This window comes from Mangrovactinospora gilvigrisea (genome assembly GCF_001879105.1).
GTDB lineage: Bacteria > Actinomycetota > Actinomycetes > Streptomycetales > Streptomycetaceae > Mangrovactinospora > Mangrovactinospora gilvigrisea.
Genome location: NZ_MLCF01000112.1, coordinates 1 through 25,887 on the forward strand (window position 1 = coordinate 1; position 25,887 = coordinate 25,887).

Below are 25,887 nucleotides of genomic sequence, written 5' to 3' on the forward strand. Positions count from 1 at the left end.
CCTTCAGGCTCATCAACCCACCCCTCCCACCTGCGACTTGGACGGCACCCCGCGGAAGATCCGGCTCCGCACCACCGGGCGCCGGGAGCGTAGTAGCCGCACCTATGGACTGACGCCCGGTCAAGCACGAGTCACCAAAGGTAACCGTCCTCACCCATCGTGCGCGGCCGTTGACACGATGGTGTGTACATGATGCGATGGCCCAGCGTCAGATCTGGCCACGGTGCGAGACGACTTCCATGCCAACGCCCTCGGAGGGCTGGAATGCCCAGGTTCAGCATTGTCATGCCGGCCTTCGAAGTGGCCGCCTACCTCGGAAGCTGCCTCGACTCGCTCCTTGCACAGTCGTTCGACGACTTCGAGGTCCTGGTCGTGGACGACGGTTCGACCGACGGCTCGGGCGCCATCATGGATCAGTACGCCGAGAAGGACCCCCGCGTCACCGCGCTGCACCTGGCCGAGAACCAGGGCCCGGGCGAGGCCCGCAACTTCGGGCTCGCCCATGCGATCTCCGAGTACCTCATGTTCGTCGACAGCGACGACCTGGTTCCGGAAGGCGCCCTTGAATCCATCAACCACCGCCTCAAGGCGACCGGGGATCCGGACGTACTGGTCCACGACTTCGCAGGCTTCCGTGAAGAGGGGAACATCGAGCCCCCGAACGGCTTCCCCGACAAGGTGATCAACGGCCAGCCGGCCGTCTTCACCCTGAGCCAGAATCCGGATATCCTGGTCATGCCGTTCGCCCCATGGAACAAGACCTACCGGAGAGAGTTCATCGTCCAGCACCGGTTCGGATTCCCGAACGGCTACTACGAGGACATGCTCTGGAGCTGGGAGAACCTCCTCACCGCACAGAACATCGCTCTTCACGACGCCGTCTGTCTGCACTACCGAAGGGATCGGCCGGGCAGCATCACCGGAGGGCCCGACGCGAGACATCTCGACATCTTCACCCAGTACCAGCGGGTCTTCGAATTCATTGCGTCCAACCCCGAACTCGCCCGGTGGCGGACCAAAATCCTGGAGGTCTCGCTGATCGGGCTGCCCCGGCAGTACAGACTCGTACCACCAGACGACAGGCCGGAGTTCCACCGGCGCTGCGCCGAGCATTTCGCCGGGCGACCCGACATGCTGGACCGTCTGCGCCGCGATCTCGACGGCTAGCTTCCCGAACTCTTGTAGTGCTTCAGCTGGCTCCGCCACACCTCGCGCGCGAGCAGCACCAGCAGCGGGCCGGCCAGCGGCGACATCAGCGCCAGCCACTCGGGCACGTACAACCCGCCGGACCGCCCGGTCAGAACCGCGGACGGGAAGAAGGCCACGAAGGCAAGCGGAATGACGAACGTCAGGATCAGCCGGATGGCGATCGGGAAGATCGTGATCGGATAGCCGCCGAAGTTGCTGAAGATATCGTCCATCATCCCGCGAATCTGGCGGGTGTTCATGGTCCGGAACGCGAACGACGCCGCGATGACCTGCAGCGCCCCCTCGATCATCCCGCCCGACAGAACGGCGAGCAGCAGGAATCCAACCGTCAGGACATTCCAGTCCGCCGGGATCTCTGTCGCGGCCGCAATCAGGATCACCAGGCCGGAGAGCAGATCGCCCAGGTGCGGCAGATAGAACTGACGGTTCCACAGCTGCGCCAACGCCCCTGCCGGACGGACCAGATAGCGGTCGAATTCCCCCTCCTGGATCACCGTGTCCAGCACGAAGATGCGACCGGAGACGACCACGAACAACCCGTGCGCGGTAAGCCTGATGCCGTAGATGAACGCGATCTCGCTCAGCGACCACCCCCCGATGGTGCCGAACTTCGCCACCACCACCCAGATGAACGCGAACCCCACGCCCTGCCAGGCCACCCCGGACAGAATCATGATGAACAGGTTGGCCCGGTACTGGAACTGGCTGCGCCAGGCCGCCCCGAGCAGCACCAGATAGCTTCGCCACCAGGGGATGAGGCGCCCTGCAGGCTCTCGGCCGAAGTCCCTCGGCTCTGTCGTCACGCTAGCCCCCCTGCAGCGCGACCCGCCGCAGCGCGCGCACCGCGAGCAATCGCAGGATCAACCACAGAACGACCACCCACACGCACTGCAGTCCGATGGTGCTCACCACGCTGCCGCTCTTCCCCATATAGATCGCGATCGGCGTATAGGTGGTGGCCTGGAACGGGAGCCAGCTGGCCAGCGTTTCCAGCCAGCCCGGCATGAACCACAGCGGCACCAGCGCACCGGCGAAGAACTGCGCCACCATCCGGTAGATGATCGACGTTCCGTCGGTCTCAAGCGTCCAGAACGCCGTGATCCCGACGATGGAGCCGGTGAGAAGGGTGATGAGGAAGGCCGGGACCAGGCTCACGGCGTATCCGAGGCCCGCCCCTGCCGACGCCGGCGCTTCGGCTCCTCCGACCAGGATCGCGAACGGCAGCGCCACAATGACGAAGGGCAACCCCGCGATCATCACACCGGCCTGACCGAACGTCATCTGGGCGGTGTAGCGCACCGGCCGGGCGAGGTCGACCGCGACCTGGCCGTTCCGCACCCGCTCCGGGATCCCCGAGAGCGTCCAGGGATTGAAGACGAAGTACTGCACCGAGGCCAGCGTCGAGTAGGCGATCTGCGCCGACAGCGAGATCTGCTGGCCGTGGCCCATCGTCGCCCGGGAGTGCGGATACGCGGCGACCCACACCTCCTTGAGTAGATACACCTTGAACAGCAGGCCCAGCAGCGAGACCAGATAGTTGGAGCGGTAGATCGTCTGGGCGGAGATCTGGATCTTCGCCAGCCCCGCGTAGGCCGCTAGCCGCTGCCGTACGGTCAGCGCCGACCCGCTCATGCCATTCCCGCGGATGCATAGATGCGGTGGACGACGTTCTCGAGCTCCGGTTCGACTATGGCCACATCCGTCAGTTGATGGTCGGCCAACACTGCAGTGATGAGCTCCGACACCTGGATCTCCGCCGGGTCGAAGGCCAGCTCGACCGCCTCGTCACCGATCGACTCGGCCACTCCGGGGATTCCGACGCCACGCCACTCGACCCCGGCGGCCAGCTTCACCACCAGCCGCCGCTGCTGAACGAACCGCGACTTCAGCGACTCGACGTCGCCGTCGTAGGTGACCTTGCCCCCGTCGATCAGGATGATCCGCCGGCAGAGCCGCTCCACATCGTCCAGATCGTGCGTCGTCAGTACGACAGTGGTACCCGCCTCGCGGTTCAACGCCGACAGAAAGCCGCGGATCCGCTCCTTGGCCACCACATCGAGCCCGATCGTCGGCTCGTCGAGAAAGAGGATCCGCGGCTCGGGCAGCATCGCCGCGGCCAGATCGCCCCGCACCCGCTGGCCCAGGGACAGCTGTCGCACCGGGGTGTCGAAGAACGGGTCCAGGTCGAGCAGCTCGACGAACCAGTCGACGTTCGCCCGGTGCCGCGCCGGGTCGATCGCGTACAGCTTCCCGATGATCTGCAGGGACTCGCGCAGCGGCAGGTCCCACCAGAGCTGCGACTTCTGCCCGAAGACGACCCCGATGTTCAGCGCGTTGCGCTGCCGCTCCCGCCACGGCACGATTCCGGCGACCTCGATCTTCCCCGACGTCGGCTGCAGGATCCCCGTCATCATCTTGATCGTCGTCGACTTGCCGGCGCCGTTCGGCCCCAGATAACCGAGGAACTCGCCCTCGTCGACGGTGAAGTCGATCCCGTCCACGGCCCGCTTGATGACGGACTCCCTGGTGACCAGGGTGCGCAGCCCGCCGAGCGCACCTTTGATCCGCTTCGGCCGCCGGAAGTCCTTGACCAGCTCCGAGACATGGATGATGCCCAACGGGTCCACCACCTCCAAGCGCGCACCGACGTAGGCCATCAACCCGGTCATCGAGCAACCCGGACACTCTTACATGGTTCCGCTTCGCCCAACAGGGGCTCTCCCTCGCTGAGTTGGGCCAATCCTGGCAGTGGTCAGGAGACGCCACCGCAGACTCTGCAACCCGGCCGCGACTCGGCCCGCTCAAGCACCGACTCTCCCGGCAGCACCAGGTTGAACCCGAACACCGTCCCCGGTTCGAGCACCGGGACGCCGGTGAGTGACGCCAGCGCGGCATGGCCGACCAGCGTTCCCGACATGGACGCGCTCACCGCGTTCACCGGGTGGACGGGAAGCCGTGGGCGCAACGCGTCGGCTGGCGCGTCGTCGGGCAGACGGAGGTCCGCCGTGTCGGCCAGGCCGTCGTGCAGGCACTCCCAGCAGGGCCCCGTTCCGGGGACCACCAGCGAGGCCGTCACCAACGGACCGTGGTAGCCACCGACCACCCAGTTGATTCCGGCACCCGCACACGCGGTGTTCGCCCACCGCCGGATCTCGGGCGGGCTGTCCGCACACAGCACCAGGACGTCGTAACCAGGGGCAGAGTCCAACAGCGTGCCGAAGTCGTCGTGGCCGCTGACCATCCGCTGCTCACCCGTGATCCGGACATCGGTGTTCAGCGCGCGAAGCGCGGCAAGGGCCGCCTCGATCTTCGGCTTCCCGATGTCGGGCTCTCGGAACAGCGTCTGGCGCCCCAGGTTCGAAAGCTCCACCTCGTCAGGGTCGACCAGGTGCAGCGCCCCCACCCCGGAGGCGACAAGGATCTGCGCAGCTGCTCCTCCGGTCCCGCCGACTCCGACCAGGAGCACCCGCGCTGCCCGCAACCGAAGTTGGGCCTCCCACGGTGTCGCGCGCGGCACGGCGTCCATCCACCGCAGCAACGGCATGCTGCGGGAGTGCCGATCGAGGTCGCGCTCCGTCAGCGACTCCGGCACGGGAGCCGCGGCGTCATCGACGAAGCCGGCGGCGAGCAGCTCGTCCATCGCGGTCTCCACGACGTCCGGGGGTGTGCCCGGTACCGCCCGCACGATCTCGGCCGCACTGCCCGAACCGTCCATGGCGGAAACCACCTGCCACAGCCACCCCTCCGGGTCCTCGATCTCCACGCCGATCCCATGGACGGATCCGCCAAGCCGGATATTTCCGTCAACGGTTCGATAGCGGGTGTACTCCGGCTTGATCCGAGGACGTGCTAAGTCGGCCACTCGCAGAACCTGGTTGCCCACCTGAATCCCCTAACCCGTCGTACACACTCGTTGACACGATGGTGTGCACATGGCCCAATGGCAAGAGGTCAGATCTGATCGCTGCACATGCTCAGTCGTTCACCTCGACACCAGGAGCTGCCATGCCCAGCACGCCGATCGTCGTCCCCATGCGCCGGCTGGACAAGCACGAGACGACGTCCACCAGCAACGCGAACGGCGCCTGAGAACCGCTGACGACACCCTGAACGATCTGTGCCCCGGCGGCCGCCACTTGGGCGGCTGCCGGGGCGCAGTCACGGCATGCACCGAGGTGTTTACAGTTCGTCCCTTATGCTCCGGAGCAGCTTGAGCGAGCGCTCGGGCGACATGCTGTCAACGCAGAGCCGCTCCATGGCGTTGGCGTACTCGTCGACATCGTCACGCTTGTCCAGGTAGAGCGCGCCGGTGAGCTGCTCCAGGTAGACCACGTCCGGCAGGTCCGCCTCGGGGAAGCGCAGCAACGTGAAGGCGCCGCCCTGGGCGGCGTGTCCGCCGAATCTGAACGGCATGATCTGCAGCACGACATTGGGGTTCTCGGTCGCCTCGATGAGCTTCTCGACCTGACCCCGCATCACATCCCGGCCGCCGATGGGCCGGCGCAGCGCCGCCTCGTCGAGGACCGCCCACAACCGCGGAGCGTTCTCGTCGACGAGAAGCTTCTGGCGACGCATCCGCATCCCGACTCGCCTCTCCACCTCTTCCTTGGAGGCGTTGGGGCGGTACTGGATGTTGACGGCGTGGGCGTACTCCTCGGTCTGCAGCAGACCGGGGACGAACTGCATCTCGTACGTGCGGATCAGAGACGCCGCTTCCTCCAGACCCACGTAGGTCTGAAACCAGTTGAAGAGGACGTCACCGTAGTCGTGCCACCACCCGGCGGCGTTGGCGTCCCTCGCCAGGCGAAGCAGCGCCTTGCGCTCGCCCTCGTCGTCGATGCCGTAGAGGGTGAGCAGATCAGCGACATCGCGCTCCTTGAAGGAGACGCGGCCCAGCTCCATACGACTGATCTTCGACTCGGAGGCACGGATCGAGTAGCCGGCGTCCTCCCGCGAGATCCCTCTGGACTCCCGCAGCTTGCGCAGCTGCGACCCAAGCAGGATGCGGCGCACTACCGACCCGCTGCCCTGCTGAATCGTCGTCATCTCTCCTACCCCTCAACCCGATGGCCTTGCACAGTCTGCCACCTGGTGGCCTCGCTGAGTGCCTCCGGGACCGATAAATCCAGTCGGATGCACGTGAATCTGCGTCTGCATCGGCACAGATCGCGTGTGCACGTGAATCCGCTCTTGCATTCGTCGTTGGCGTTGGGGACCATGGTGCACGTGCACATGCACGCCCGATGGAGGCACGCAGAGCTCGCGGGGGCCGCAACGGCCACTCGCGCCACGGAGGTGCCAGGCATGAGGACTGGGGGCACGGCGGTGCTCGAACCGTTATGGGAAGAGCTGCTGGCGCCTGAGGAGTTGGGCACCTCGGGTGCGCTGCTGGTCTCCTGCCGCCTGGCTCCGCGCTACGAGTCGGTGCACGATGCGCGCAACTTCGTGCGGACCACACTGGGCCGCTGGAGCCTCTCCCCGCTCTTCGACGATGTCGCGGTGGTCGCCTCGGAGTTGGTGACCAACTCGCTGCGGCACGCCATGCGGGTCAACCGGCACCAGCACGCGATATCGATGCCGCCCATAGAGCAGTCGTCGCAGCTGCGGATCAGCATGGCGCGCCGCGCGGCACGGGTGGTCTGCGCCGTGCGCGACCCCAGCCCCGCCGGCCCGATCCCGCAGTCGGTCGACGAACAGGCCGAGGCCGGCCGCGGGTTGCACCTGGTGGAGTCGTTCAGCGACCGTTGGGGCTGGCACCCGCTGTCGGGCACGGGAAAGGTTGTCTGGGCGCTCTTCGACGGGACGGACCTTCCCGGCATCGGGGCGGAGGCGGCTCACTCCGACTTCCGCGGTCTGGCTGCTTTCCACCGCTACTGAGGTGTGAAGGTTCGTCACTGCTCTCGGTCCTCGCTACGGACCGGGAGCGGACGGCCGACTCGACAAGCCAGGGGGATGCGCGAAGCGGCCCCGGGGAGATCAACTCCCCGGGGCCGCTTCATTGTTCAGGCGGTGAGCTCCGCTGCTGCCCGCGGAGCTCACCCTCCGGCTCAAACCAGATCGTCGAATTCGCCGTCCTTGGCACCGAGCAGCAGGCACTCGATCTCGGAACGGGTGTAAATCAGCGCAGGTCCGTGGGGGTCACGCGAATTCCGCATCGCGACGTCGCCGTTCTGGAGGCTGGCGAACTCCACGCAGTTGCCGTTCGCGTTGCTGTAGCTGCTCTTGCGCCAGACTGCGCCATCCAGCTCGGTCGCCTTGATGCCGTTGTAGGTGTGACTCATTGGTGTCTCCCTGGCTGTGCTGTGATCGGCATTCTCCATGTGCGGCCCGCGCGATCCCCACGCAAAGCCCCGGCGTCCGCCGCACTGAGCTTGAGTCTAGCGCGATGCACGTGCACACGCATGTGCGTTGGCGCGTGCACAGCGAATCACTGGCAGTGACAGCGGAACGTCAACTGCATTGCTTTTACTACTGCTTGACGTTGCGTCATAGCTTCGAGTGAACCGGACGACCTGCGCTGTTACCCACCGCTCCGAGGTCCTGGCGCAGAGTGCCACAACGCCTTCCGGAACCGTCCGTATGCGGATCGCTTGGCGGGTTCTTCCGCGAATATTCGTTTTCTGACCAGGAGTGCCGGGTCGTGCTCAGAATCCCTATGACTTCCACCACGTCACGTTCGTCGCAGTTGGGATGACTCAGAGTCAGTTCAAAGCAACGACTACGGCCGGCTCCGGAGAGTGATTTCCGGAACCGGCCGTGAGACGCGGAGAGTTCGGGGCGAGAAGCCCCGGATATCGGACGGTTGGTCAGCCGCCCAGGCCCGGGAGGCCGTGGGCCAGGCCGCCGACCAGCGGGAGCTGGCCCAGCGGGCTGGAGGACTGCGGCGCCGCAGCCGGCGCCGCAGCCGGCGCCGGGGCCTGGGCCGGGGCCGCGGCCGGGGCCTGGGCCTCCGGCGCCGGGGCCTGCGGGGCGGCCGGGGCGGCCATGTCGTCGGCGTCCATGTCGCCGGCGTTGTTGGCGCTCTTGTTGCCGAACGTCGGGTTGAGGCCCCCGATGCCGGTGACGGTGTTGCCGGTGGCGTTCACCGGGACGTTCACCGGGACCTGGACGGCGTTCCCGGAGCCGACCCCGGGGCTGCCGATCGCGGCACCGGCCGCGCCGCTGTGCGCCGCGGCCGTTCCGGCTCCGGCGAGGACCAGTCCGCCTGCCACGGCCGCCGCCGCGGCCACACGCTTGGTGGAGCTCATCTGCTTGGTATCTCCTGTACGGATCGACTGCGTCGTTTTGCCGCCCGACCCAACCGCTTCCGCACCGCGAACTGTGGGCGCCATGCCCCGCCCCTCACCCGTTTGCCACGGATCGTCACTCCATAGGAGGGGCGCCGAGGATGGTCGGTGACGCCGTCCCTGTGACGGCCTCCTCGCGCCGGCCCCGCGCCCGCTCCCGGCGCAGCCAGCCGAGGCCGATGAGGGAGATCGCCAGCAGCCCGATCCACTGGTAGACGGTGAGCAGCACCGCCTGCTGGTTGGTCAGCCGCGGGTCGTAGCCGAGGTCGATGAGCCGCCACTGCCACTGCGCGCCCGTCGTCACCAGGGTGAGCGCGAGGGCGATGCCGTGCATCGAGTCCCACAGCGCGTGCAGCACCGAGACGCCCAGGTAGCTGGCGAAGAGGGCGCCCGTCAGCCGCAGATGGCCGGTCCGCCGGGCGGTGCGGAAGAGCGCGCCGCCCAGGATGGCCGTCCACAGGCCGTGGCCCAGCGGCGCCAGCAGGCCGCGCAGGATCTCCGTCGACACCAGGTCGCGCAGCGAGAGGCCGTGCACGGTGATCAGCGCGGTCAGCGCGTAGCCGGAGCTCTCGAAGGCGGCGAAGCCGAAGCCGACGGCGGCGCCGAGCACGATGCCGTCCAGCGTGGAGTGCGCGGCCAGCCGACGCGCCATCAGCCACACCGCGGCGAGCTTGACGCCCTCCTCGATGAGCCCGACCACCAGGTACATCCACGTCGAGGGGTGCACCAGGTAGCTCTCCAGGACGGAGGCGCCGAGCACCCCCATCACGCCGCCGACCAGGAACGCGGCGAGGATCCGCTCGATGGTGAGGTGGTTCTCCCGGCGGCTGTGCTCGAACGACCAGGACGCGAACGTCACCGGCACCAGGAAGCTGCCGAGCAGCACGATGGTCGGGATCAGGTTGGCGTTGGCAGTCCAGTAGGTGACGCCGACGGCGGCGAGCCACAGCACCAGCCCGATCCAGAAGATCCGGAACCAGGCCTGCTGGTGCCAGGGCCGGTCACCCCGGGTGATGCTGCCTGCGGTGTCGGCACGGTCAGCCCTGCCGGCACGCCCAACGCCGCTGTCAGGCCCGGCCGGCTGCGGCGAGGCCGACGGCCACCACGAGGCCGGCCCCGCCGGAGCGGGCGGCGGCTCGTCCGGCCGCGGCGGGATGGACGGGTCGTCGTCGGTGCTCATGCGCCATGGGCTCCCCGCTCCCCCTCGCTGTCGTCGGCCGTCCCCTCGGCCCCGGCGTTCCCGGCGTCCCCACGCCCGACGGTCCCGGCGTTCCCGGGCCCGGCGTGCCCGGCAGCCCCGTCGGCCTCCTCGGCCCCGGCCCCGGGCATCTCCTTCAGCAGGCTGACATCCTCCGAGCGCCCGGACGACTCGTCCCGCGAGCCCTCCGCCCGCGGGATGCCCGCCGCCCGGTACGCCGCGTCCTCGTCCAGCGTCTCGTTCTCCAGCAGCGCCGTGGCCAGCGCGTCCAGCCGGTCCCGGTTCTCGCCGAGCTTGCGGACGGCCTCCTCGAAGCACTCGTTGACGATGCGGCGCGCCTCCGCGTCCACCTCGTCCACCGTGTCCGACGCCGCCGAGAGGGCGTACGGCGAGTCCGACGTCGCCGGGATGATGTTGAGCCGGCCCACCTTGGGGCTCATGCCCCAGCGGCCGGCCATCCCGCGGGCGATGTTGGTGACCGTCTCCAGGTCGCTCTCCGAGCCGGTGGTGATCGTCCCGAAGACCACCTGCTCGGCCGCCATGCCGCCGAGCGCCCCGATGATCCGGCCGCGCAGGTACTCCTCGGTGTAGGAGTACTTGTCGGTGTCCGGGGTGGAGAGCGTGACGCCCAGCGCCCGGCCGCGCGGCACGATGGTGATCTTGCGGACCGGGTCGGCGCCCGGCTGCAGCATCCCCAGCAGGGCGTGGCCGGACTCGTGGTACGCCGTCAGCCTGCGCTCCGCGTCCGGGATGACGACCGCGCGCTCGGTGCCCAGCTGCACCTTCTCCAGCGCCTGCGAGAAGTCCTCCTGGTCGACGGTCTTCTCGTTGCCCTTGACGGCCCGCAGCGCCGCCTCGTTGGCGAGGTTGGCCAGGTCGGCGCCGGTCATCCCGGGCGTCATCTTGGCCAGCGCGGGGAAGTCGACGTCGTTGGCGAGCGGGATCTCCCGGGTGTGGATCTTCAGGATCTGCTCGCGGCCCTTGCGGTCCGGCGGGCTGACGGTGACCGTCCGGTCGAAGCGGCCGGGCCGCAGCAGCGCCGGGTCGAGCACGTCGGCCCGGTTGGTGGCCGCGACCACCACGACGCCCTCGGAGCCGGTGAACCCGTCCATCTCGGTGAGGATCTGGTTGAGCGTCTGCTCGCGCTCGTCGTGCCCGCCCAGGCCTCCCCCGCCGCCGCGGGCTCGTCCGATGGTGTCGATCTCGTCGATGAAGATGATGGACGGGGCCACCTTGCGCGCCTCGGTGAACAGCTCGCGCACCCGGCTGGCGCCCACCCCCACGATCATCTCGATGAACTCGGACGCCGACGCCGAGAAGAACGGCACCTCGGCCTCGCCGGCCACGGCCCGCGCCAGCAGCGTCTTGCCGGTGCCGGGCGGGCCGGCCAGCAGCACGCCCTTGGGCATCTTGGCGCCCATCTTGCGGTAGCGGTCCGGGTTCTTCAGGAAGTCGACGATGTCCGTCAGCTCGTCCCGGACCTCGTCGATCCCGGCGACGTCGGCGAAGGTGGTGCGCTGCCCGCCCGGGGCGGCCTCCACCGGCTTGGGCGGGTTTCTCCGCCCGATCCCGCCGAGCCCGCCGCCGGCCCCGCCGAGGCCGGCGCTGACCCGCCGCGCCATCCACACCCACAGGCCCACCAGCACCAGGATCGGCAGCAGGGAGAGCAGCAGGTTCGACAGGAAGCTGCGCTGCTGGGTGACGGGCTCCGCCTTCACCTGCACGTTCTGCTTCTCGATCTGCGACCAGAGGTTGTCGTTGGCGAACGAGGGCCGCTGGGTGGAGAACTTGGTATAGGTGCCGCGCCCGTCGTCGGGCTTGTCGACCGCCTTCTTCAGGTCGCCCTGGATGGCGTCGCCCTTGGCGTAGATGTCGCTGACGTTCCCCGCGGCGAGCTGCTTGGTGAACTCGGTATAGGTGATCGTGGTGGTACTGGAGCCGCCGTAGACATTGAAGAGCACATTGGCCAGCAGGAAGACGATGATCGCGGTGACGATGAGCCGTCCCCAGCTGATGGGGCGCTTCGGCGGCGGGGAGGGCGGGGCCCCCTCGGACCGCCAGGGCTTGTCGTCGTTCCGGCGCGGGGGAGCTGGTTGGGACATCCGGCCCGAACACCGCCTCTCCGTGGACTGGTCAAAAGCGTCGCAAGCAGCGCGCGGGCGGACCGCCCGCACACGTTCCATACAACCCCATCATCGGATATGCGCATCCCGAGTGGGGCCGCCGGGCCGGTGAAGATCGGCACGCGGGTGACGGTTCGTCGGATATGCGGTGATCGAGGGGGCGTCAGAAGAGCGTGTCGGGCAGCACGCCCTCCAGGGCGAGGAGCTGACGCTTCGTCTCCAGGCCGCCCCCGAAGCCGCCGAGGCCGCCGTCCGCCTCGACCACGCGGTGGCAGGGGACGACGACGGGGACGGGGTTGGCGCCCATCGCGGTGCCGACGGCGCGGGCGGCCGCGGTGCCGCGCTCGGCGGGGACGTCGGCCCAGTCGGCGAGGCGGCCGTAGCCGGTGGTGGCGCCGAACGGGACGCGGGCGAGCAGGGTCTCCAGGATGCCGCGGTTGAAGGCGGAGGCGAGGGACCAGTCGAGGGGGACGTCGAAGGGGGCGGTGCGGCGGCCGTCGAAGTAGGCGTCGAGCTGGGGCCGCAGGGCGGCGAGGTGGGGGCCGGCCTCGGGGAGCGGGTCCAGGGCGAGGCGGCCGGCGTCGGCCTTCTCGATGCCGGCGACGGTGGTGGGGGTGGCGTGGAAGAGGACGCGGACGAGTCCGCGGTCCGTCGCCAGGAAGTGCAGCGGGCCTATCGGGGAGTCGGGGTACGGCAGCCGGTACAGGGGCACGGGACCTACGGTACGGGCCGGGTCCGACATGCTTCGCCCGGTCTGTACGGTGCCGGGTCCGCCGCCCCTCCGCCCCGGCACCCCACCCGGCCCGCGTCGCGGGCCGAGGGGGCGCCGGGCGTCCGGCGGCGGATCAGGCCCGCGTGAAGCGGAGCGTCACCAGCTGGAACGGGCGGAGCGACAGCGGCGCACCCGCGTCGATGTCCGCCGACGCATCCAGCGACGGCTCGTCGACCGGCCGCTCCAGCAGGTCGACCGCCTCCACCGACGCCGCCTCGAAGCCCGGCACGACCCGCACCCGGGCCCGCCCGCCGCGCGACTCGTAGACGCGGACGACCACGTCGCCCGAGCCGTCGTCCGCCAGCTTCAGCGCCGAGACGACCACGTCGCCGTCCTCGTCGCCGTCCACCGTCACCAGCGGAGCGACCTCGGTCCCGGCCGCCGCCCCGGCCAGCACCCGCTCGGGCAGGTTGACGGCGTAGCCCTCGCGCACCGCGTCGCCGATGTCCGCGCCGACCACCAGCGCGTGCCGGAAGGTGTGCTCGCCCTGGTCGGTCTCCGGGTCGGGGAAGCGGGGCGCCCGCAGCAGCGAGGCGCGCACCACCGTGGACGTCCCGCCGTCGGCGCGCACGTCCCGGGTGACGTCGTGGCCGTAGGTGGCGTCGTTGACCACCGCCGCGCCCCAGCCGGGCTCGTCGACGTGCACGAAGCGGTGCGCGCACACCTCGAACTTGGCCGCCTCCCACGAGGTGTTGGTGTGGGTGGGGCGGTGCACGTGCCCGAACTGCGTCTCCGCGGCGAACCGCTCGGCGTGCACGTCCAGCGGGAAGGCGAGCTTGAGGAACTTCTCGGTCTCGTGCCAGTCGACGGTGGTCTCGATGTCGAGGCGCGGCGCGTCGGCGGCCAGCCGCAGCGTCTGCACCACCCGCGAGGAACCGAACGTCCGCTCGATCCGCACCGCGGTGCCGTCCAGCGCCAGCGCGTCGATGCCGTCGAGGTCCACCACCGTGTTGCGGTAGAAGGCGTCGACGTCCCAGGCGTCCCACTCGTTGGGGAAGTCCGGGTGGAGCTGGAGCAGGTTGGCGGCCCGCCCGTCGGCGATCGCCTCCCGCCCGGCCTCCCGGTCGAAGGCGGAGACGACCAGCCCGCGGCCGTCGACCTCCACCCGCAGCAGGCCGTTGTCGAGGACGAAGCCCCCGCCGGCCCGCTCCTCGGCCTCGACCGCCTCCGCGTCCGCCGCCTCCGGGGAGGCCGCGCCCAGCGCCGCCACCCCGCCGCGCCCGTGCGGCGCCGCGTTGAAGACCAGCTCCGCGGAGCCCTCGCCGGCCAGCGCCCGCTGCGCGGTGCCGATGATCTCCTCCAGCTCGGCGGCGACCCGGGCGTAGGTCTCCCGCGCCTCGCGGTGCACCCAGGCGATCGAGGAGCCCGGCAGGATGTCGTGGAACTGGTGGAGCAGCACCGTCTTCCAGATCCGGTCCAGCTGCTCGTACGGGTAGGCCGCGCCGGCCCGCACCGCGGCCGTCGCCGCCCACAGCTCGGCCTCGCGCAGCAGGTGCTCGCTGCGCCGGTTGCCCTTCTTGGTGCCGGCCTGGCTGGTCAGCGTGGCGCGGTGCAGCTCCAGGTAGAGCTCACCGACCCACACCGGGGGCTCCGGGTACTCCGCCTCGGCGGCCGCGAAGAACTCCGCGGGACGCTCCCAGACCACCTCGGCCGAGCCGTTGAGGCTCTTCATCCGGGCCGCCTTGGCGATCATCTCGCGGGTGGTGCCGCCGCCCCCGTCGCCCCAGCCGGTCGGGGCCAGCGAGCGCGACGCGACGCCCTTCTCCTTGAAGTTGCGCGCCGCGTGGCCGATCTCCCGGCCCAGCATCGAGCAGTTGTAGGTGTCGACCGGCGGGAAGTGGGTGAAGATCCGGGTCCCGTCGATGCCCTCCCAGCGGAAGGTGTGGTGCGGGAAAGTGTTGATCTTCGACCAGGAGATCTTCTGGGTCAGCAGGTACTTGGAACCCGCCGCCTTGATGATCTGCGGGAGGCCGGCGGCGAAGCCGAAGGTGTCCGGCAGCCAGGCCTCCTCGTTGTCGACGCCGAACTCCTCCAGGAAGAACCGCTTCCCGTGGACGAACTGACGGGCCATCGCCTCCGAGCCGGGCATGTTGGTGTCCGACTCCACCCACATGCCGCCCGCCGGGACGAAGCGGCCCTCCGCCACGGCCTTCTTCACCTTGGCGTAGACCTCGGGGCGGTGCTCCTTGATCCAGGCGTACTGCTGCGCCTGGGACATGGTGTAGACGAACTCCTCGCTGCCCGCGTCCTCCAGCAGCGCCGTCATGTTGGCCGTCGTGCGGGCCACCTTGCGGACCGTCTCGCGCAGCGGCCACAGCCACGCCGAGTCGATGTGCGCATGGCCGACCGCCGAGATGCGGTGCGCGCCCGGGCCGGCCGGCTCGGCCAGCACCCCGGCCAGCTCGGCGCGGGCGGCGGCCGCGGTGCGGCCCACGTCCTGGAGGTCGATCGCGTCCAGCGCGCGGCCCACCGCGCGCAGCAGCTCCCAGCGGCGGGCGCCGTCCATGGGCAGCTCGGGCATCAGCTCGCCGAGCACCTCCAGGTCCTGGATCAGCTCCCAGACCTCGGTGTCGCGCACCGCCAGGTCCATCCGGGCCAGCCGGTAGAGCGGCTCGCGGTGCGCGGTGCGCACATCGCCCAGGTCGGTGGGCTTGAACGGCTGGACGTCGAGGATGACGGGGTTGGCCGCCGCCTCCACGTAGAGCTCCACCTGCTCGCCGCCGAACGCCGGGTCGCCGACCGCCACCCAGTCGTTGCGCGGGTTGAGGCCCTTCACCGGGGAGCCGTCCGGCCGGTAGACCAGGCCCTCGCACTGGAAGCCGGGCATCAGCTTGTTGAAGCCCAGGTCGAGGACGGCCTCCACGGTGCGGCCGGCCCACTCGGCGGGGACGGTGCCGCGCACCCGGAACCAGCTGGTGCCCCACGGCGGGCCCCACGCGGCGCCGGCCGCGGTCGGCGCGTACGCGGCGGCGAGGCCCTCCTCGACGGGCACCGGCTCGCCGGGCGCGTCCCAGACCGCCACCTCCAGCGGCACGGACTCCGGGTAGAGGGCGGGGCGGATGCGCTCCTCGAGCACGCGGGCGAGCCGGCGCTCGATCAGTTCGCGGTCGTCATGCATGGCGTGGGTCTCGTTTCGACGGTCCGAAGGAGGGGCGGAGCAGGGCTGGTGCTCAGGGCTGGACGACCTCGGTGATGCCGCGGGACGCCAGATGGGCGGCGTCCTGCGCGCGGGAGGCGAGCACCAGGGCGGGCCGGGCGCCGTCCGCGGCAAGCTTCGCCCACGTCTCGAAGACCGCGCCACCCGGGCCGCAGACCGAGCGGTGCGGGGCGTCCTCGTCGCCGCCGACGTCGACCGCGACGGCGAGGGTGCGGCGGGCGGGGGCGCGGAAGCCGGCGCGCGCCTCGGCGACCAGGTCGCGGATCTCCGCGCCGGCCGGCTTCACCTGCCGATCGTTGCTCAGCAGGCCGAGGGAGTACTCGAGTTCGGGGAAGTCGGCGAGCTCGCGCGAGACGTCGTGGGAGCACCACCAGGTGACACCCCAGAGGTTCTCGCTGGTGAGCGCGTTCTCCACGGTGGCGCGGGTGAAGGCGGCGGCCTGCTCCGGCGGCACCAGCGGGGCGGGGGCGCCGACCTCCTGGAGCCACACCGGGCGGTCCGGGTCGGTCGCCCAGGCCTTGGAGAGCTCCAGCATGTACTCGGCGTGGTGCTCGCTGGCGGCGCCGTCGAAGCCGTGCGCCTGGGCGGTGCCGTTGAAGACCCAGGAGTGCACGGCGGTGAGGTCGCCGAGGACGGCGGCCTGCCGCGGGGTGAAGGCGTGGCCGTCGAGGTACCAGGCGGCGTCGTACTCGGCGTGCAGGTGCATCTTGCCGGGGGCGCCGGCCCGGCAGGCGTCGACCATCCGCCGCAGCCAGGCGTCGGCCTCGGCGACGGTGGCCGGGTCGGGGTCGGGGTGCGGGGCGCCGGAGAACTGGTTGACCTCGTTGCCGACCGTCATGCCCAGGAAGTTGGGACGGTCCGCGAGCGCCTCCGCCAGGGTGCGCAGATACGCCTCCTGCCCGCCGATCACCGTCTCGTCGGTGAACATGTTGCGGCGGTGCCAGGTGCGGATCCAGGCCGGCACGTAGTCGAAGCTGGACAGGTGGCCCTGCAGCCCGTCCACGTTGACGTCCAGGCCGCGCTCGGCGGCCGCGTCCACCATCGCCACCAGCTGCTCCACCGCGCGCGGCCGGATCAGGGTGCGGTTCGGCTGGAACACCGGCCACAGCGGGAAGACCCGGACGTGGTCGAGCCCGAGCGCGGCTATGGAGTCCAGGTCGGCGCGCACCTCGTCGAGGTCGAAGTCGAGCCAGTGGTGGAACCAGCCGCGGGTGGGCGTGTAGTTGACGCCGAACCGGGGGGCGTGGACAGCGTTGTCGGCGGGGCCGGAGGAGGTCATGGGTCCCTTTCAGGATCACGGTGGAGCGGAGAGCGGTGGCTGGGCGGCCGCGACGCGCAGCGTCTCCTCGCACGGTGGTGGGAGACGGGCGGGCGGATCAGCCCTTGACCGCCCCTTCCCCGACGCCGCGGAAGAAGAACCGCTGGAGGCAGGCGAACATCACGATGAGCGGCAGCACCGCGATGATCGTTCCGGCCGCGACCACCCGGGGGTTGGTGTTGAAGGTGCCGTTCAGGTAGTTCAGGCCGACGGTCAGGGTGAACTTCGAGGTGTCGCTGAGCACGATCAGCGGCCAGAGGAAGTCGTCCCAGGCCCCCATGAAGGCGAAGATCGCGACGACCGCGATGGTGCCCTTCACGGACGGCAGCGCCACCCGCAGGAACCGCTGCCAGACGTTGGCCCCGTCGATGATCGCGGCTTCCTCGATCTCGTACGGCAGGTTGGCGAAGGCGTTCCGCATCAGCAGCACGTTCATCGCCCCGATGCAGCCGGGCAGCACCACCGCGATGAGCGTGTTGTTCAGGTGCAGCTCCCGCATGGTGGTGAACTGCGCGATCATGATCGACTCCAGCGGCACCAGCATCGCCATGACGAAGGCGACGCCCGCCAGCTTCCGCCCCTTGAAGCGCAGCCGGGCCAGGGCGTACCCGGCCATCGAGGAGCCGATCACATTGGTGACGACGTTGGAGGCCGCCACCTTCAGCGAGTTGAGCGCGTAGTCCCACACCGGGATGATCTGCGCGACCTTGTCGTAGTTGCCGAGCGTCGGGTGGCTCGGGAACCAGCGCGGCGGGAAGGTGTAGATGTCCTCGGTGGTGCCCTTGAGCGAGGTGGACAGCTGCCAGAGGAACGGCCCGATGCAGATGGCGAAGACCACCAGCAGCAGGATGTACCGCAGCACCAGGGAGCGGGTGGGCAGCTGCCCGCCGGCGTCCCGGATCCGCTCCGCGCGCCGGGCCCGCCGGCGCGTCCTGCGGGTGCTCCCCTCCTGCTTCGCACCCGCCGGAGTCGCGGACCCCGTCGTCGTGGTTCCGGACATCACTCCTTGTCCTTCCGGTCGAGCCGCAGCACCAGCAGCATCAGCAGCAGCGTGATCACGAAGATCACCACGGAGATGGCGGAGGCGTAGCCGGTGCGCCCGGTGAGCCCGGTGCCGGTGCGCTGCACCAGCATCACCAGCGAGGTGTCCTCGCCGCCGGGGCCGCCGGACGGGCCCGCCAGCAGGTAGATCTCGGAGAAGACCTTGAACGCCGCCACCGAGGAGAGCGCCCCGACCAGCGCCATGGTGCCGCGGATGGCCGGCACCGTGACGGTGGTGAAGCGGCGGATCGCCCCGGCGCCGTCCATCTGGGCGGCCTCGTGCAGCTCGTTGGGCACGTTCGCGAGCGCCGCCAGATAGATGATCATGTAGTAGCCGAGGCCCTTCCACACCGTCAGGGCCATCGCCGAGAAGAGCAGCAGCCACTGGTTGGAGAGGAAGTGCACCGGGCCCGCGCCGACCGCGTGCAGCATGCCGTTGACCAGCCCTCGGTCGTCCAGCATCCACACCCAGATCAGTCCGACGACGACCACCGACGCCACCACGGGGGTGTAGAAGGCGGCCCGGAAGAACGAGATCCCGGGGACGTACCGCCGCACCAGCATCGCCAGCAGCAGCGGGAGCATCACGGTGAACGGCACCACGCACACCACGTACAGCAGTGAGTTGCGCAGTCCGGTCCAGAACTGGTCGTCGTGCACCATGTCGGTGAAGTTCTGCAGGCCGACCCAGGTGCCCGCGCTGAGCGTGCGGGCGTCGGTGAAGGACTTCCAGACGGTGGAGACGAACGGATAGAGGCTGAACGCCGCGGTGACGACCAGCCCTGGCAGAAGGAACAGCCAGGGGCTGGACGCGGCGTGCGTTCGGGTCGCGGAAGGGCGTCGGGCCACGGTGATGTACCCGATCAGCCCTGCTGGAGCAGCTTGTTGCTCTGCGCCACGGCGTTGTCCAGGGCCTGCTTCGGGCTCTCCTTGCCCTGCATGCACTTGGCGATCTCCTGCTGGAGGACCGTCTTCATCTCGTCCGTCATCACGGGCGGGGTGTAGTTGATCGCGGTCTTCAGCTGCTTCGCCGAGGCCACCCGGACGCGGCCCTCGTCGGTGCCGTCCTCCTTGGACCAGTAGGGCTTGTCGAGCGAGCCCTTGGTGCTCGGGAAGACGGTCACCTTGTGGGCGAACGCCTCCTGGTTCTTCTGGTTGGTGACGAACGCCGCGAAGGCGACGGCCGTCGCCTTGTTCTTGGCGGTCTTGCTCACGCCCAGCGACTGGACGTACATGTTCTGGTGCCCGGTGTTGTTCGGGACGTTGCTGATGCCCAGGTTCTTGTAGAGGCTGGGCGCGTTCTCCTTGAAGTCCTGGAGGTTGTAGGCGCTGCCCGGGTTCATGGCGACCTTCTGCTCCTTGAACTTCTGGCCCTTCTGGTCCGGGGTGGACGTCAGGGCCTGGGAGTCGAGGCCGCCGTTGTCGTACAGCTTCTTGTACTGGGTGAGGAGCTGCACGCCCTTGGCGCTGTTGTAGGTGAACTTGGTGCCGTCCGCGCTCATCAGCTGGACACCGTACTGGCCGAAGTCCTCGATGGTGGGCGTGCCGGCGAGCGTGGCGATCTTGCCGTGGCTGTTGGTCGCGATCTTGTTGGCGTCCTGGAAGAGCTCGTCGTAGGTCTTCGGCGGCTTGTTCGCGTCCAGCCCGGCCTGCTTGAACAGGGTCTTGTTGTAGAACATCGGCCCGGTGTTCAGGTACCACGGGAAGGAGTAGGTGCCGTCCTGGCCGGGGATGGCGTCGCCCTTCCAGGCGGCGTCGGTGTACTGCGCCTTGTACTTGGCGGCCACCGGGTCCTTGTCCAGGTTCAGCAGCACGCCGGCCTTGGCCAGCGGCGAGGACAGGTCGGGGGAGACGTTGACGACGTCCGGCAGGGTGCCCGCGGAGGCGTCGGAGCTCAGCTTCTCGGCGTAGTTGTCGGCCGGCTGGTCGATCCACTTGACCTTGGCACCCGGGTGCTGCTTCTCGAAGTCCTTGATGAGGCCCGTGAAGTAGTCCTTGTATCCGGCGCGCAGGTTCCAGGTCTGGAAGCTGATCTGCCCGGTGATCTTTCCGGAGGAGCTGGACGACGAGTCGCTCCCCCCGCTGCCGCAGGCCGTCAGGGCCGTGAGCGACGCAACGGCACCGAGGCCGATCGCGGTCCGTATCGCAAGCTTGCCGGAGAAAGGCATGACTGACTCCTCATCGGAAGTACACACAGCTTTGTGCCGCGATCACAGTGCGGCATACCCGTCGCTTTAGTCAACAACGATCGGACATCTCGCCCACGTTGCGATGAACATGCAGGTCAGAGCCTTGCATCTATCAAGATTTGGTCACAACTAAGGCGCTTTAGCTTCCGACGACTAATGCGCCTTAGTCAACTCGCCCGCCAGAGGCTACGATCGCCCGTCATGCAGACCGAGCCCGCCGCCGTCGCCGTCGTCGAGTGCACGCCCACCGATCGCTTCACCGGCACCGAGGAGCAACCGCTGCAGGTGGTGCGCGTCCGGCTGCGCCACCTGCGGCCCGCCGGCCCGCTCGCCGTCCGCGTCGAGGGCCCCGGGCTCGCCACCCCCCGCCCGCGCCGGCTGCTGGCCCGCAGCGCCGAGGCCTTCGCCCTGGTGGACGGCGACGGCGCGGGGGACGGCGACGGAGCCGGGGGCGGGGGCGGCGACGAGGCCGCGGAGGAGCGCCCCGCCGCGCCCGCGTCGGCCGAGCAGACCGTCGAGGTCTCCGTCGACACCGGCGCCGCCGCCCCCGGCACCGTGCTCCCCGGCCGGGTGGTCGTCACCGACGCCCGCGGCACGCAACTCGCCTCCGCCGAGCTCGATCTGACGGTGGAGCGGCCCGGCTGGACGATCCACCTCGTCCCGCACTTCCACTACGACCCGATGTGGTGGAACACCCAGGCCGCCTACACCTCCGAGTGGGACCGGCCGATCCGCCCCGGCGCCCCCGAGCCCGCCTGGGAGTACACCGGCGTCCCGGCCTTCACCCTCGTCCCGCTCCACCTCCAGCAGGCCGCGGACGACCCGGACTACCGCTTCGTGCTCTCCGAGATCGACTACCTCAAGCCGTTCTGGGACGCCCACCCGCAGGCCCGCGACGAGCTGCGCGCGCTGCTCGCCTCCGGCCGGCTCGAACTCGTCGGCGGCACCTACAACGAGCCGTCCACCAACCTCACCTCGGCCGAGTCCACCGCCCGCAGCGCCGAGCACGGCCTCGCCTTCCACCGCGGCGTGGTCGGCGGCGACCCGCGCACCGCCTGGCAGTTGGACGTCTTCGGGCACGACCCGGCCTTCCCCGGACTGATGGCCGAAGCCGGCCTCGACTCCGCCGTCCTCGCCCGCGGCCCCCACCACCAGTGGGGCCCGATGTTCGACCGCTGGGGCGAGGCGCTGCGCGCCCCCGACGCCATGCAGTACCCCGCCGAGCACGAGTGGATCTCCCCCTCCGGCGACGGCCTGCTGCTGCACTACCTGCCCGCCCACTACTCGGCCGGCTGGTTCTCCAACGCCGCCCCGACCCTGGACGAGGCCGAGGCCCAGCTGCTGCACCTCGCCGGGCTGCTGAAGGGCGCCGCCGCCACCCGCAACGTGCTCGTCCCGGTCGGCACCGACTTCTCCTGGCCGCACCGCTGGGCGCCGGCCGTCCGCCGCCGCTGGAACGCCCGGTACCTGTGGCCGCGGATCGCCTACTCCACGCCGCGCGACTACTTCGCCGCCGTCCGCGCCGAGCTGGCCGCCCGGGGCGAGCGCCCGCTGCCGGTCACCCGCGACCTGGGGCCCGTCTACACCGGCAAGGACGTCTCCTACTCCGATATCAAACGGGCGAACCGGGCAGGGGAGGTGCTCGTCCAGGAGGCCGAGACGCTCGCCGCGCTGGCCGCCGTCCGCACCGGAGCGCCCTACCCGCGCGCCCGCCTCGACCTCGCCTGGCGCCACCTGCTGCACGCCGCCCACCACGACGGCGTCACCGGATCCTTCTCCGACCAGGTCTACATCGACCTGCTGCCCACCTGGCGCGAGGCGCACGACCTGGCCGCCGCGGTGCGCGACGAGGCGATCGCCGCGCTGGCCGCGGCCCCGCCCGCCGGGGACGGCGTGCCGCTCACCGCCGCCAACTCCCTCTCCTGGCCGCGCACCGACGTGCTGCACGCCGAGGCCGACGTCAGCGCGCTCGGCCTCGCCGACCCGGCCCGGCTCGGCGTCCGGCACGGCGACGGCCCCGCCGAGGCCGTCCACCTCGACTCGGCCGAGCTCGGCGCCGACGGCACCGTCGGCCGCGTCCGCATCACCCTGCTCGCCCGCGACATCCCCGCACTCGGCACCCGCACCCTGCGCCTGGTCGACGCCGGCCGACCGCTCTCCGGCGGCTGGACGGCCGCCCCCGAGGGCGCCGACCCGCGGATCGCCAACGAGCACCTCAGCGCCGCCCTCGACCCGGCCCGCGGCGGCGGCCTCGCCTCCGTCACCCGACGCGCCGACGGCCAGGAGCTGCTGACGCCCGGCCAGGTCAGCGAGGTGGTCGTCGCCGAGGAGTACTCCGCCCACCCCTACTTCGGCGAAGGCCCCTGGCATCTGCTGCCCACCGGCGCCTCGCAGGGCTCCGCGGACGCGCCCGCCGAGCGCGTCACCGTCGAGCACGGCCCGCTCGGCGCCCGCCTCACCGCCACCGGCCGCACCGGCCCGGCCCGCTGGACCCGCCACCACACCCTGTGGAACGGCCTCGACCGGCTGGAACTGACCACCGTCGTGGACGAGTTCACCGGCAGCGACCAGCTGCTCCGGCTGCGCGTCCCGGCGGACGTGCCCGGCGGCCTGCCGCTCGCCGAGACCGCCGCCGCGGTCGTCGGCCGCGGCTTCGGCTTCCCGGACGCGGACACCGGCGCCGACCACACCCGCGCCCCCTGGACCCTCGACAGCCCCTGCCTCAACTGGTTCGCCCTGGGCCACACGCTCAAGGTCCGGTTGCACGCTTCGGAACGGGGGCGCCCCGCAGGGGCGCGGGGAACCGCGCGAGTGAGCACCCCGGACCCGACACCCGGTAGCGAACCCGACACCCGACGGCGCGTCGGCACCCAGGCCCTCGGCGCCGTGGAGATCGTCCTCCCGGACGGCGGCCTGCCCGGCCACGGCATCCCCATCGACGCCGGCGCCCCCGACCGCCTCCGCACCCTCACCACCGCCCTCGCGCGCCGCGGCGTCACCGCCACCCCCACCCGCTCCAAGGGCCCCCGCTGGGGCGACCTCCGCTCGGACAGCTCGCTGCCCGACGCCCGCCTCCTGCTCGGCGGCGCCGCCGCCAACACCCTCAGCGCCGACGTCCTGGCCGCCGCCGGCGACGCCTACACCCGCGCCGCCGCCGACGCGCAGGCGACCGCCGACGCCTCCGGCGAGGCCGTCCTCCTCTGGGTCCCCGCGGAGCGCGCGCTGCGCGCCGCCTGGACGCCCGGCTGCGACCTCACCGGCCTGCGCGACCTGCCCGCCGCCGTCGTCCTGCTCCCGGCCGACGATCCGTCAGCTGCGCTGGCCCGCCTCGCCGGCCGCCTCGACGCCGAGCCCGCGCTGGACGCCGTGCTGCCCGTCCCCGACGACCTGCACCCGGCGGACGACCTCGCCGAGCGCACCACCGCCCTGCTGGTCCGCGGCACCCCCGGCTTCGTCGTCGACACCGCCGGCCGCCTCCACAGCAACCTGCTGCGCTCCTCCACCGGACGCCCCAGCGGCCAGTGGATGGACCCGCCGGTGCGCACCGCCCCCGACGGCTCCTCCTTCCAGCTCCAGCACTGGACGCACACCTTCGAGCACGCCCTCGTCGGCGGCCCCGGCGACTGGCGGGACGTCGACCTGGCCCGCCGCGGCCGCGCCTTCAGCACCCCGCTCACCGCGACCGCCACGGCGCCGTCCGCCGCCGAACCCCGGCAGGCACCGCTCCTGGACGACCCCGCCCTCATCGAGTCGGTCCGCCCCACCGCGGACGGCACCGCCCTCCTCCTGCGCCTCCACGACCCGGACCGCAACGGCTGCACCACCCGCACCGTCCCGCTCGCCGTCCCCGTCGCCGACGAGACGCCGGCCCCGCCGGCCGAGCCCCGCCACTCCCGCTACTGGCTGCACAACACCGGCACCGCGCCGCTCGGCAACGCCCCGCACACCCTGGCGCTCACCCCGGAGCTGGCCGCGGCCGCGCCCGGAGAGCCGATCACGCTCACCGCCACCGTCTCCGCCAACACCCCGGGCACCTCCCCGGACGGCACCATCTCCTTCGAGGCCCCCGAGGGTTGGGGAGCGACCGCCGCCCCCCTGCCGATCACCGCCGCCCCCGGCGGCCACGCCGCCCGCACCGTCACCGTCACCCCGCCGGCCGACGCGTCCCCGGGCGACCACCTGCTCCGCGCCGTCTTCACCCCCGCCGACGGCGCACCCGTCACCGACACCGCCACCCTCACCGTCCCGGGCGGCGGCGGGGCCGACGAGGCCCCGGCCCGCCTCACCGTCCACCTCGACCAGGACGGCACCGCCACCCTGCACAACCCGTTCGCCGAGCCGGTCCGCGGCCGCCTCCTCGCCGCCTCCCCGATCGGCAGCTGGGACGCGGTGCCGTGCCCCGAGATCCCGTTCGCCCTCGCCCCCGGCGAGACGGCCGCCGTCAACATTCCGCTGAACAGCACCAACACGGCGTCCCCCGGGCAATACTGGCTGCTGCTCAAGGCCGTCCACGACGGCCGCACCGCCTACAGCCCCGCCATCCCCCTGCCCTTGCGAGGCGACGACCGATGACCGTGCCCCCGGCGCGCAAGCGCCCGACCATGAAGGACGTCGCCCGCCGCGCGGGCGTCTCCGAGAGCGCCGTCTCCTTCGCCCTCAACGACCGCCCCGGCGTCAGCGAGGGGACGCGGCGGCGCGTCCGGCGGGTCGCCGAGGAGCTGGGCTGGCAGCCCAACTCGGCGGCGCGGGCGCTGTCGGGGGAGCGGTCCGGGTCCATCGGGCTCGTCCTCAACCGGCCGGCCGCCACGCTCGGCCCGGACTCCTTCTTCCTCCAACTGCTCTCCGGCGTCCAGCAGGCCCTCGCGCCGCGCGGCGCCGCGCTGCTCTTCCAGATGGTGGAGAGCGCGGACGACGAGGTGGCGCTCTACCGCCGCTGGTGGGCGGCGCACCGGGTGGACGGCGTGATCGTCGTCGACCCGCGGACGGACGACCCGCGGCCGGCGCTGCTCACCGAACTCGGGCTGCCCGCCGTGGTGGTGGGCGGCGTCCCGGACGAGGCGCCGGGCCTCGCCACCATCAGCGCGGACGACGCGGGGGCGATGGAGGCGGCGGTCGCGCACCTCGCCGGGCTGGGGCACCGGCGGATCGTGCACATCGCGGGGCTGCCCGGCCTCGCCCACACCGAGCGCCGGATCGCGGCGCTGCGGGACGCGGCGGAGCGCTACGGGCTGACCGAGGCCCGCTCGCTCACCACCGACTACTCCGACACCCAGGGCGCGCGGGCGACGCGCGCGCAGCTGGGACGGGCGCAGCCGCCGACGGCGATCATCTACGACAACGACGTGATGGCCGTCGCGGGCGTCAACGCGGCGACGGGCCGCGGTCTGACCGTGCCGGACGACCTCTCGGTGGTCGCCTTCGAGGACTCCGACCTGTGCCGGCTGATGCATCCCCAACTGGCGGCGCTGGTCCGCGACAGTGCGGCCTTCGGCCGCGAGGCCACGGCGCTGCTGCTGGCCCGCCTCGACGGCGCGGCGCCCGCGCACGCGCTCGCCCCCACCCCCCGCCTCACCCCCCGGGCCTCCACCGCCACC

19 protein-coding genes and 1 pseudogene are annotated in these 25,887 nt (G+C 71.1%); 4 read left to right on the top strand and 16 right to left on the bottom strand.

Going from position 1 to position 25,887, the window contains the following annotated elements; all coding sequences use genetic code 11:
• Positions 1-264 precede the first annotated feature (264 nt).
• On the top strand, positions 265-1,167 hold the full coding sequence (locus BIV57_RS18105) for a glycosyltransferase family 2 protein (RefSeq protein ID WP_071657887.1): 903 nt from the start codon (positions 265-267) through the stop codon (positions 1,165-1,167).
• Here BIV57_RS18105 and BIV57_RS18110 read toward each other — a convergent pair.
• The 6 genes from BIV57_RS18110 to BIV57_RS18130 form a co-directional block, all read right to left on the bottom strand.
• Entirely contained in the window at positions 1,164-2,012 is an 849-nt protein-coding gene (locus BIV57_RS18110; protein WP_245797790.1) for an ABC transporter permease, read from the bottom strand. The two genes, BIV57_RS18105 and BIV57_RS18110, sit on opposite strands and share 4 nt — an antisense overlap.
• A gap of 1 nt (position 2,013) precedes the next feature.
• Positions 2,014-2,841: an ABC transporter permease gene (locus tag BIV57_RS18115; protein WP_071657888.1), complete on the bottom strand. Its 828-nt coding sequence runs from the start codon at positions 2,839-2,841 to the stop codon at positions 2,014-2,016.
• Entirely contained in the window at positions 2,838-3,878 is a 1,041-nt protein-coding gene (locus BIV57_RS18120; protein WP_419185728.1) for an ABC transporter ATP-binding protein, read from the bottom strand. Before BIV57_RS18120 ends, BIV57_RS18115 begins: the two co-directional genes overlap by 4 nt.
• A gap of 83 nt (positions 3,879-3,961) precedes the next feature.
• The gene (locus BIV57_RS18125; protein ID WP_245797791.1) at positions 3,962-5,092 is read right to left on the bottom strand and encodes a HesA/MoeB/ThiF family protein; all 1,131 of its coding nucleotides are present in this window, start codon (positions 5,090-5,092) and stop codon (positions 3,962-3,964) included.
• A gap of 91 nt (positions 5,093-5,183) precedes the next feature.
• Positions 5,184-5,345: a hypothetical protein gene (locus tag BIV57_RS25310; protein ID WP_175548790.1), complete on the bottom strand. Its 162-nt coding sequence runs from the start codon at positions 5,343-5,345 to the stop codon at positions 5,184-5,186.
• A gap of 43 nt (positions 5,346-5,388) precedes the next feature.
• Complete coding sequence (locus tag BIV57_RS18130) at positions 5,389-6,255, bottom strand: helix-turn-helix domain-containing protein (RefSeq protein ID WP_071657889.1); 867 nt, start codon at positions 6,253-6,255, stop codon at positions 5,389-5,391.
• 258 nt (positions 6,256-6,513) lie between these two features.
• Here BIV57_RS18130 and BIV57_RS18135 point away from each other — a divergent pair, with 258 nt between their 5' ends.
• On the top strand, positions 6,514-7,086 hold the full coding sequence (locus BIV57_RS18135; RefSeq protein ID WP_071657900.1) for an ATP-binding protein: 573 nt from the start codon (positions 6,514-6,516) through the stop codon (positions 7,084-7,086).
• A gap of 170 nt (positions 7,087-7,256) precedes the next feature.
• Here BIV57_RS18135 and BIV57_RS18140 read toward each other — a convergent pair whose 3' ends face one another.
• From BIV57_RS18140 to BIV57_RS18185, 10 genes and pseudogenes are all read right to left on the bottom strand, one after another.
• Positions 7,257-7,490 carry a DUF397 domain-containing protein gene (locus BIV57_RS18140; RefSeq protein WP_071657890.1) on the bottom strand — a complete coding sequence of 78 codons (234 nt, stop codon included), beginning with the start codon at positions 7,488-7,490 and terminating at the stop codon, positions 7,257-7,259.
• Between the two features lie 732 nt (positions 7,491-8,222).
• Positions 8,223-8,456 (bottom strand): annotated as a pseudogene (locus tag BIV57_RS26170) (chaplin family protein); the annotation flags it as partial.
• 115 nt (positions 8,457-8,571) lie between these two features.
• The gene (locus BIV57_RS18150; protein WP_107409615.1) at positions 8,572-9,675 is read right to left on the bottom strand and encodes a PrsW family intramembrane metalloprotease; all 1,104 of its coding nucleotides are present in this window, start codon (positions 9,673-9,675) and stop codon (positions 8,572-8,574) included.
• Positions 9,672-11,795, bottom strand: coding sequence for an ATP-dependent zinc metalloprotease FtsH (gene ftsH, locus BIV57_RS18155; protein ID WP_079170448.1), 2,124 nt, complete (start codon positions 11,793-11,795; stop codon positions 9,672-9,674). The genes BIV57_RS18150 and ftsH overlap by 4 nt, the downstream gene beginning before the upstream one ends.
• Positions 11,796-11,979: 184 nt before the next feature.
• Positions 11,980-12,528 carry a methylated-DNA--[protein]-cysteine S-methyltransferase gene (locus BIV57_RS18160; RefSeq protein ID WP_071657891.1) on the bottom strand — a complete coding sequence of 183 codons (549 nt, stop codon included), beginning with the start codon at positions 12,526-12,528 and terminating at the stop codon, positions 11,980-11,982.
• Positions 12,529-12,661: 133 nt separating this feature from the next.
• Positions 12,662-15,706: an alpha-mannosidase gene (locus BIV57_RS18165; protein ID WP_071657892.1), complete on the bottom strand. Its 3,045-nt coding sequence runs from the start codon at positions 15,704-15,706 to the stop codon at positions 12,662-12,664.
• 52 nt (positions 15,707-15,758) lie between these two features.
• Entirely contained in the window at positions 15,759-17,024 is a 1,266-nt protein-coding gene (locus BIV57_RS18170; protein WP_071657893.1) for a glycoside hydrolase 5 family protein, read from the bottom strand.
• A 97-nt stretch (positions 17,025-17,121) separates the two neighbouring features.
• On the bottom strand, positions 17,122-18,063 hold the full coding sequence (locus BIV57_RS18175) for a carbohydrate ABC transporter permease (protein ID WP_071657894.1): 942 nt from the start codon (positions 18,061-18,063) through the stop codon (positions 17,122-17,124).
• The gene (locus BIV57_RS18180; protein ID WP_071657902.1) at positions 18,063-18,959 is read right to left on the bottom strand and encodes a carbohydrate ABC transporter permease; all 897 of its coding nucleotides are present in this window, start codon (positions 18,957-18,959) and stop codon (positions 18,063-18,065) included. Before BIV57_RS18180 ends, BIV57_RS18175 begins: the two co-directional genes overlap by 1 nt.
• An 8-nt stretch (positions 18,960-18,967) precedes the next feature.
• Positions 18,968-20,272 (bottom strand): ABC transporter substrate-binding protein, encoded by a 1,305-nt coding sequence (locus tag BIV57_RS18185; protein WP_071657895.1) that lies wholly within the window; start codon positions 20,270-20,272, stop codon positions 18,968-18,970.
• Positions 20,273-20,494: 222 nt separating this feature from the next.
• On the opposite strand from BIV57_RS18185, the gene BIV57_RS18190 reads away from it, so the two are divergent.
• Both BIV57_RS18190 and BIV57_RS18195 read left to right on the top strand, forming a co-directional pair.
• Positions 20,495-24,865, top strand: a complete 4,371-nt coding sequence (locus BIV57_RS18190) for a glycoside hydrolase family 38 N-terminal domain-containing protein (protein WP_071657896.1) — start codon at positions 20,495-20,497, stop codon at positions 24,863-24,865.
• Positions 24,862-25,887, top strand: a 1,026-nt coding sequence (locus tag BIV57_RS18195; RefSeq protein ID WP_245797793.1) for a LacI family DNA-binding transcriptional regulator, incomplete at its 3' end; no start/stop codon positions are given. The genes BIV57_RS18190 and BIV57_RS18195, both read left to right, overlap by 4 nt.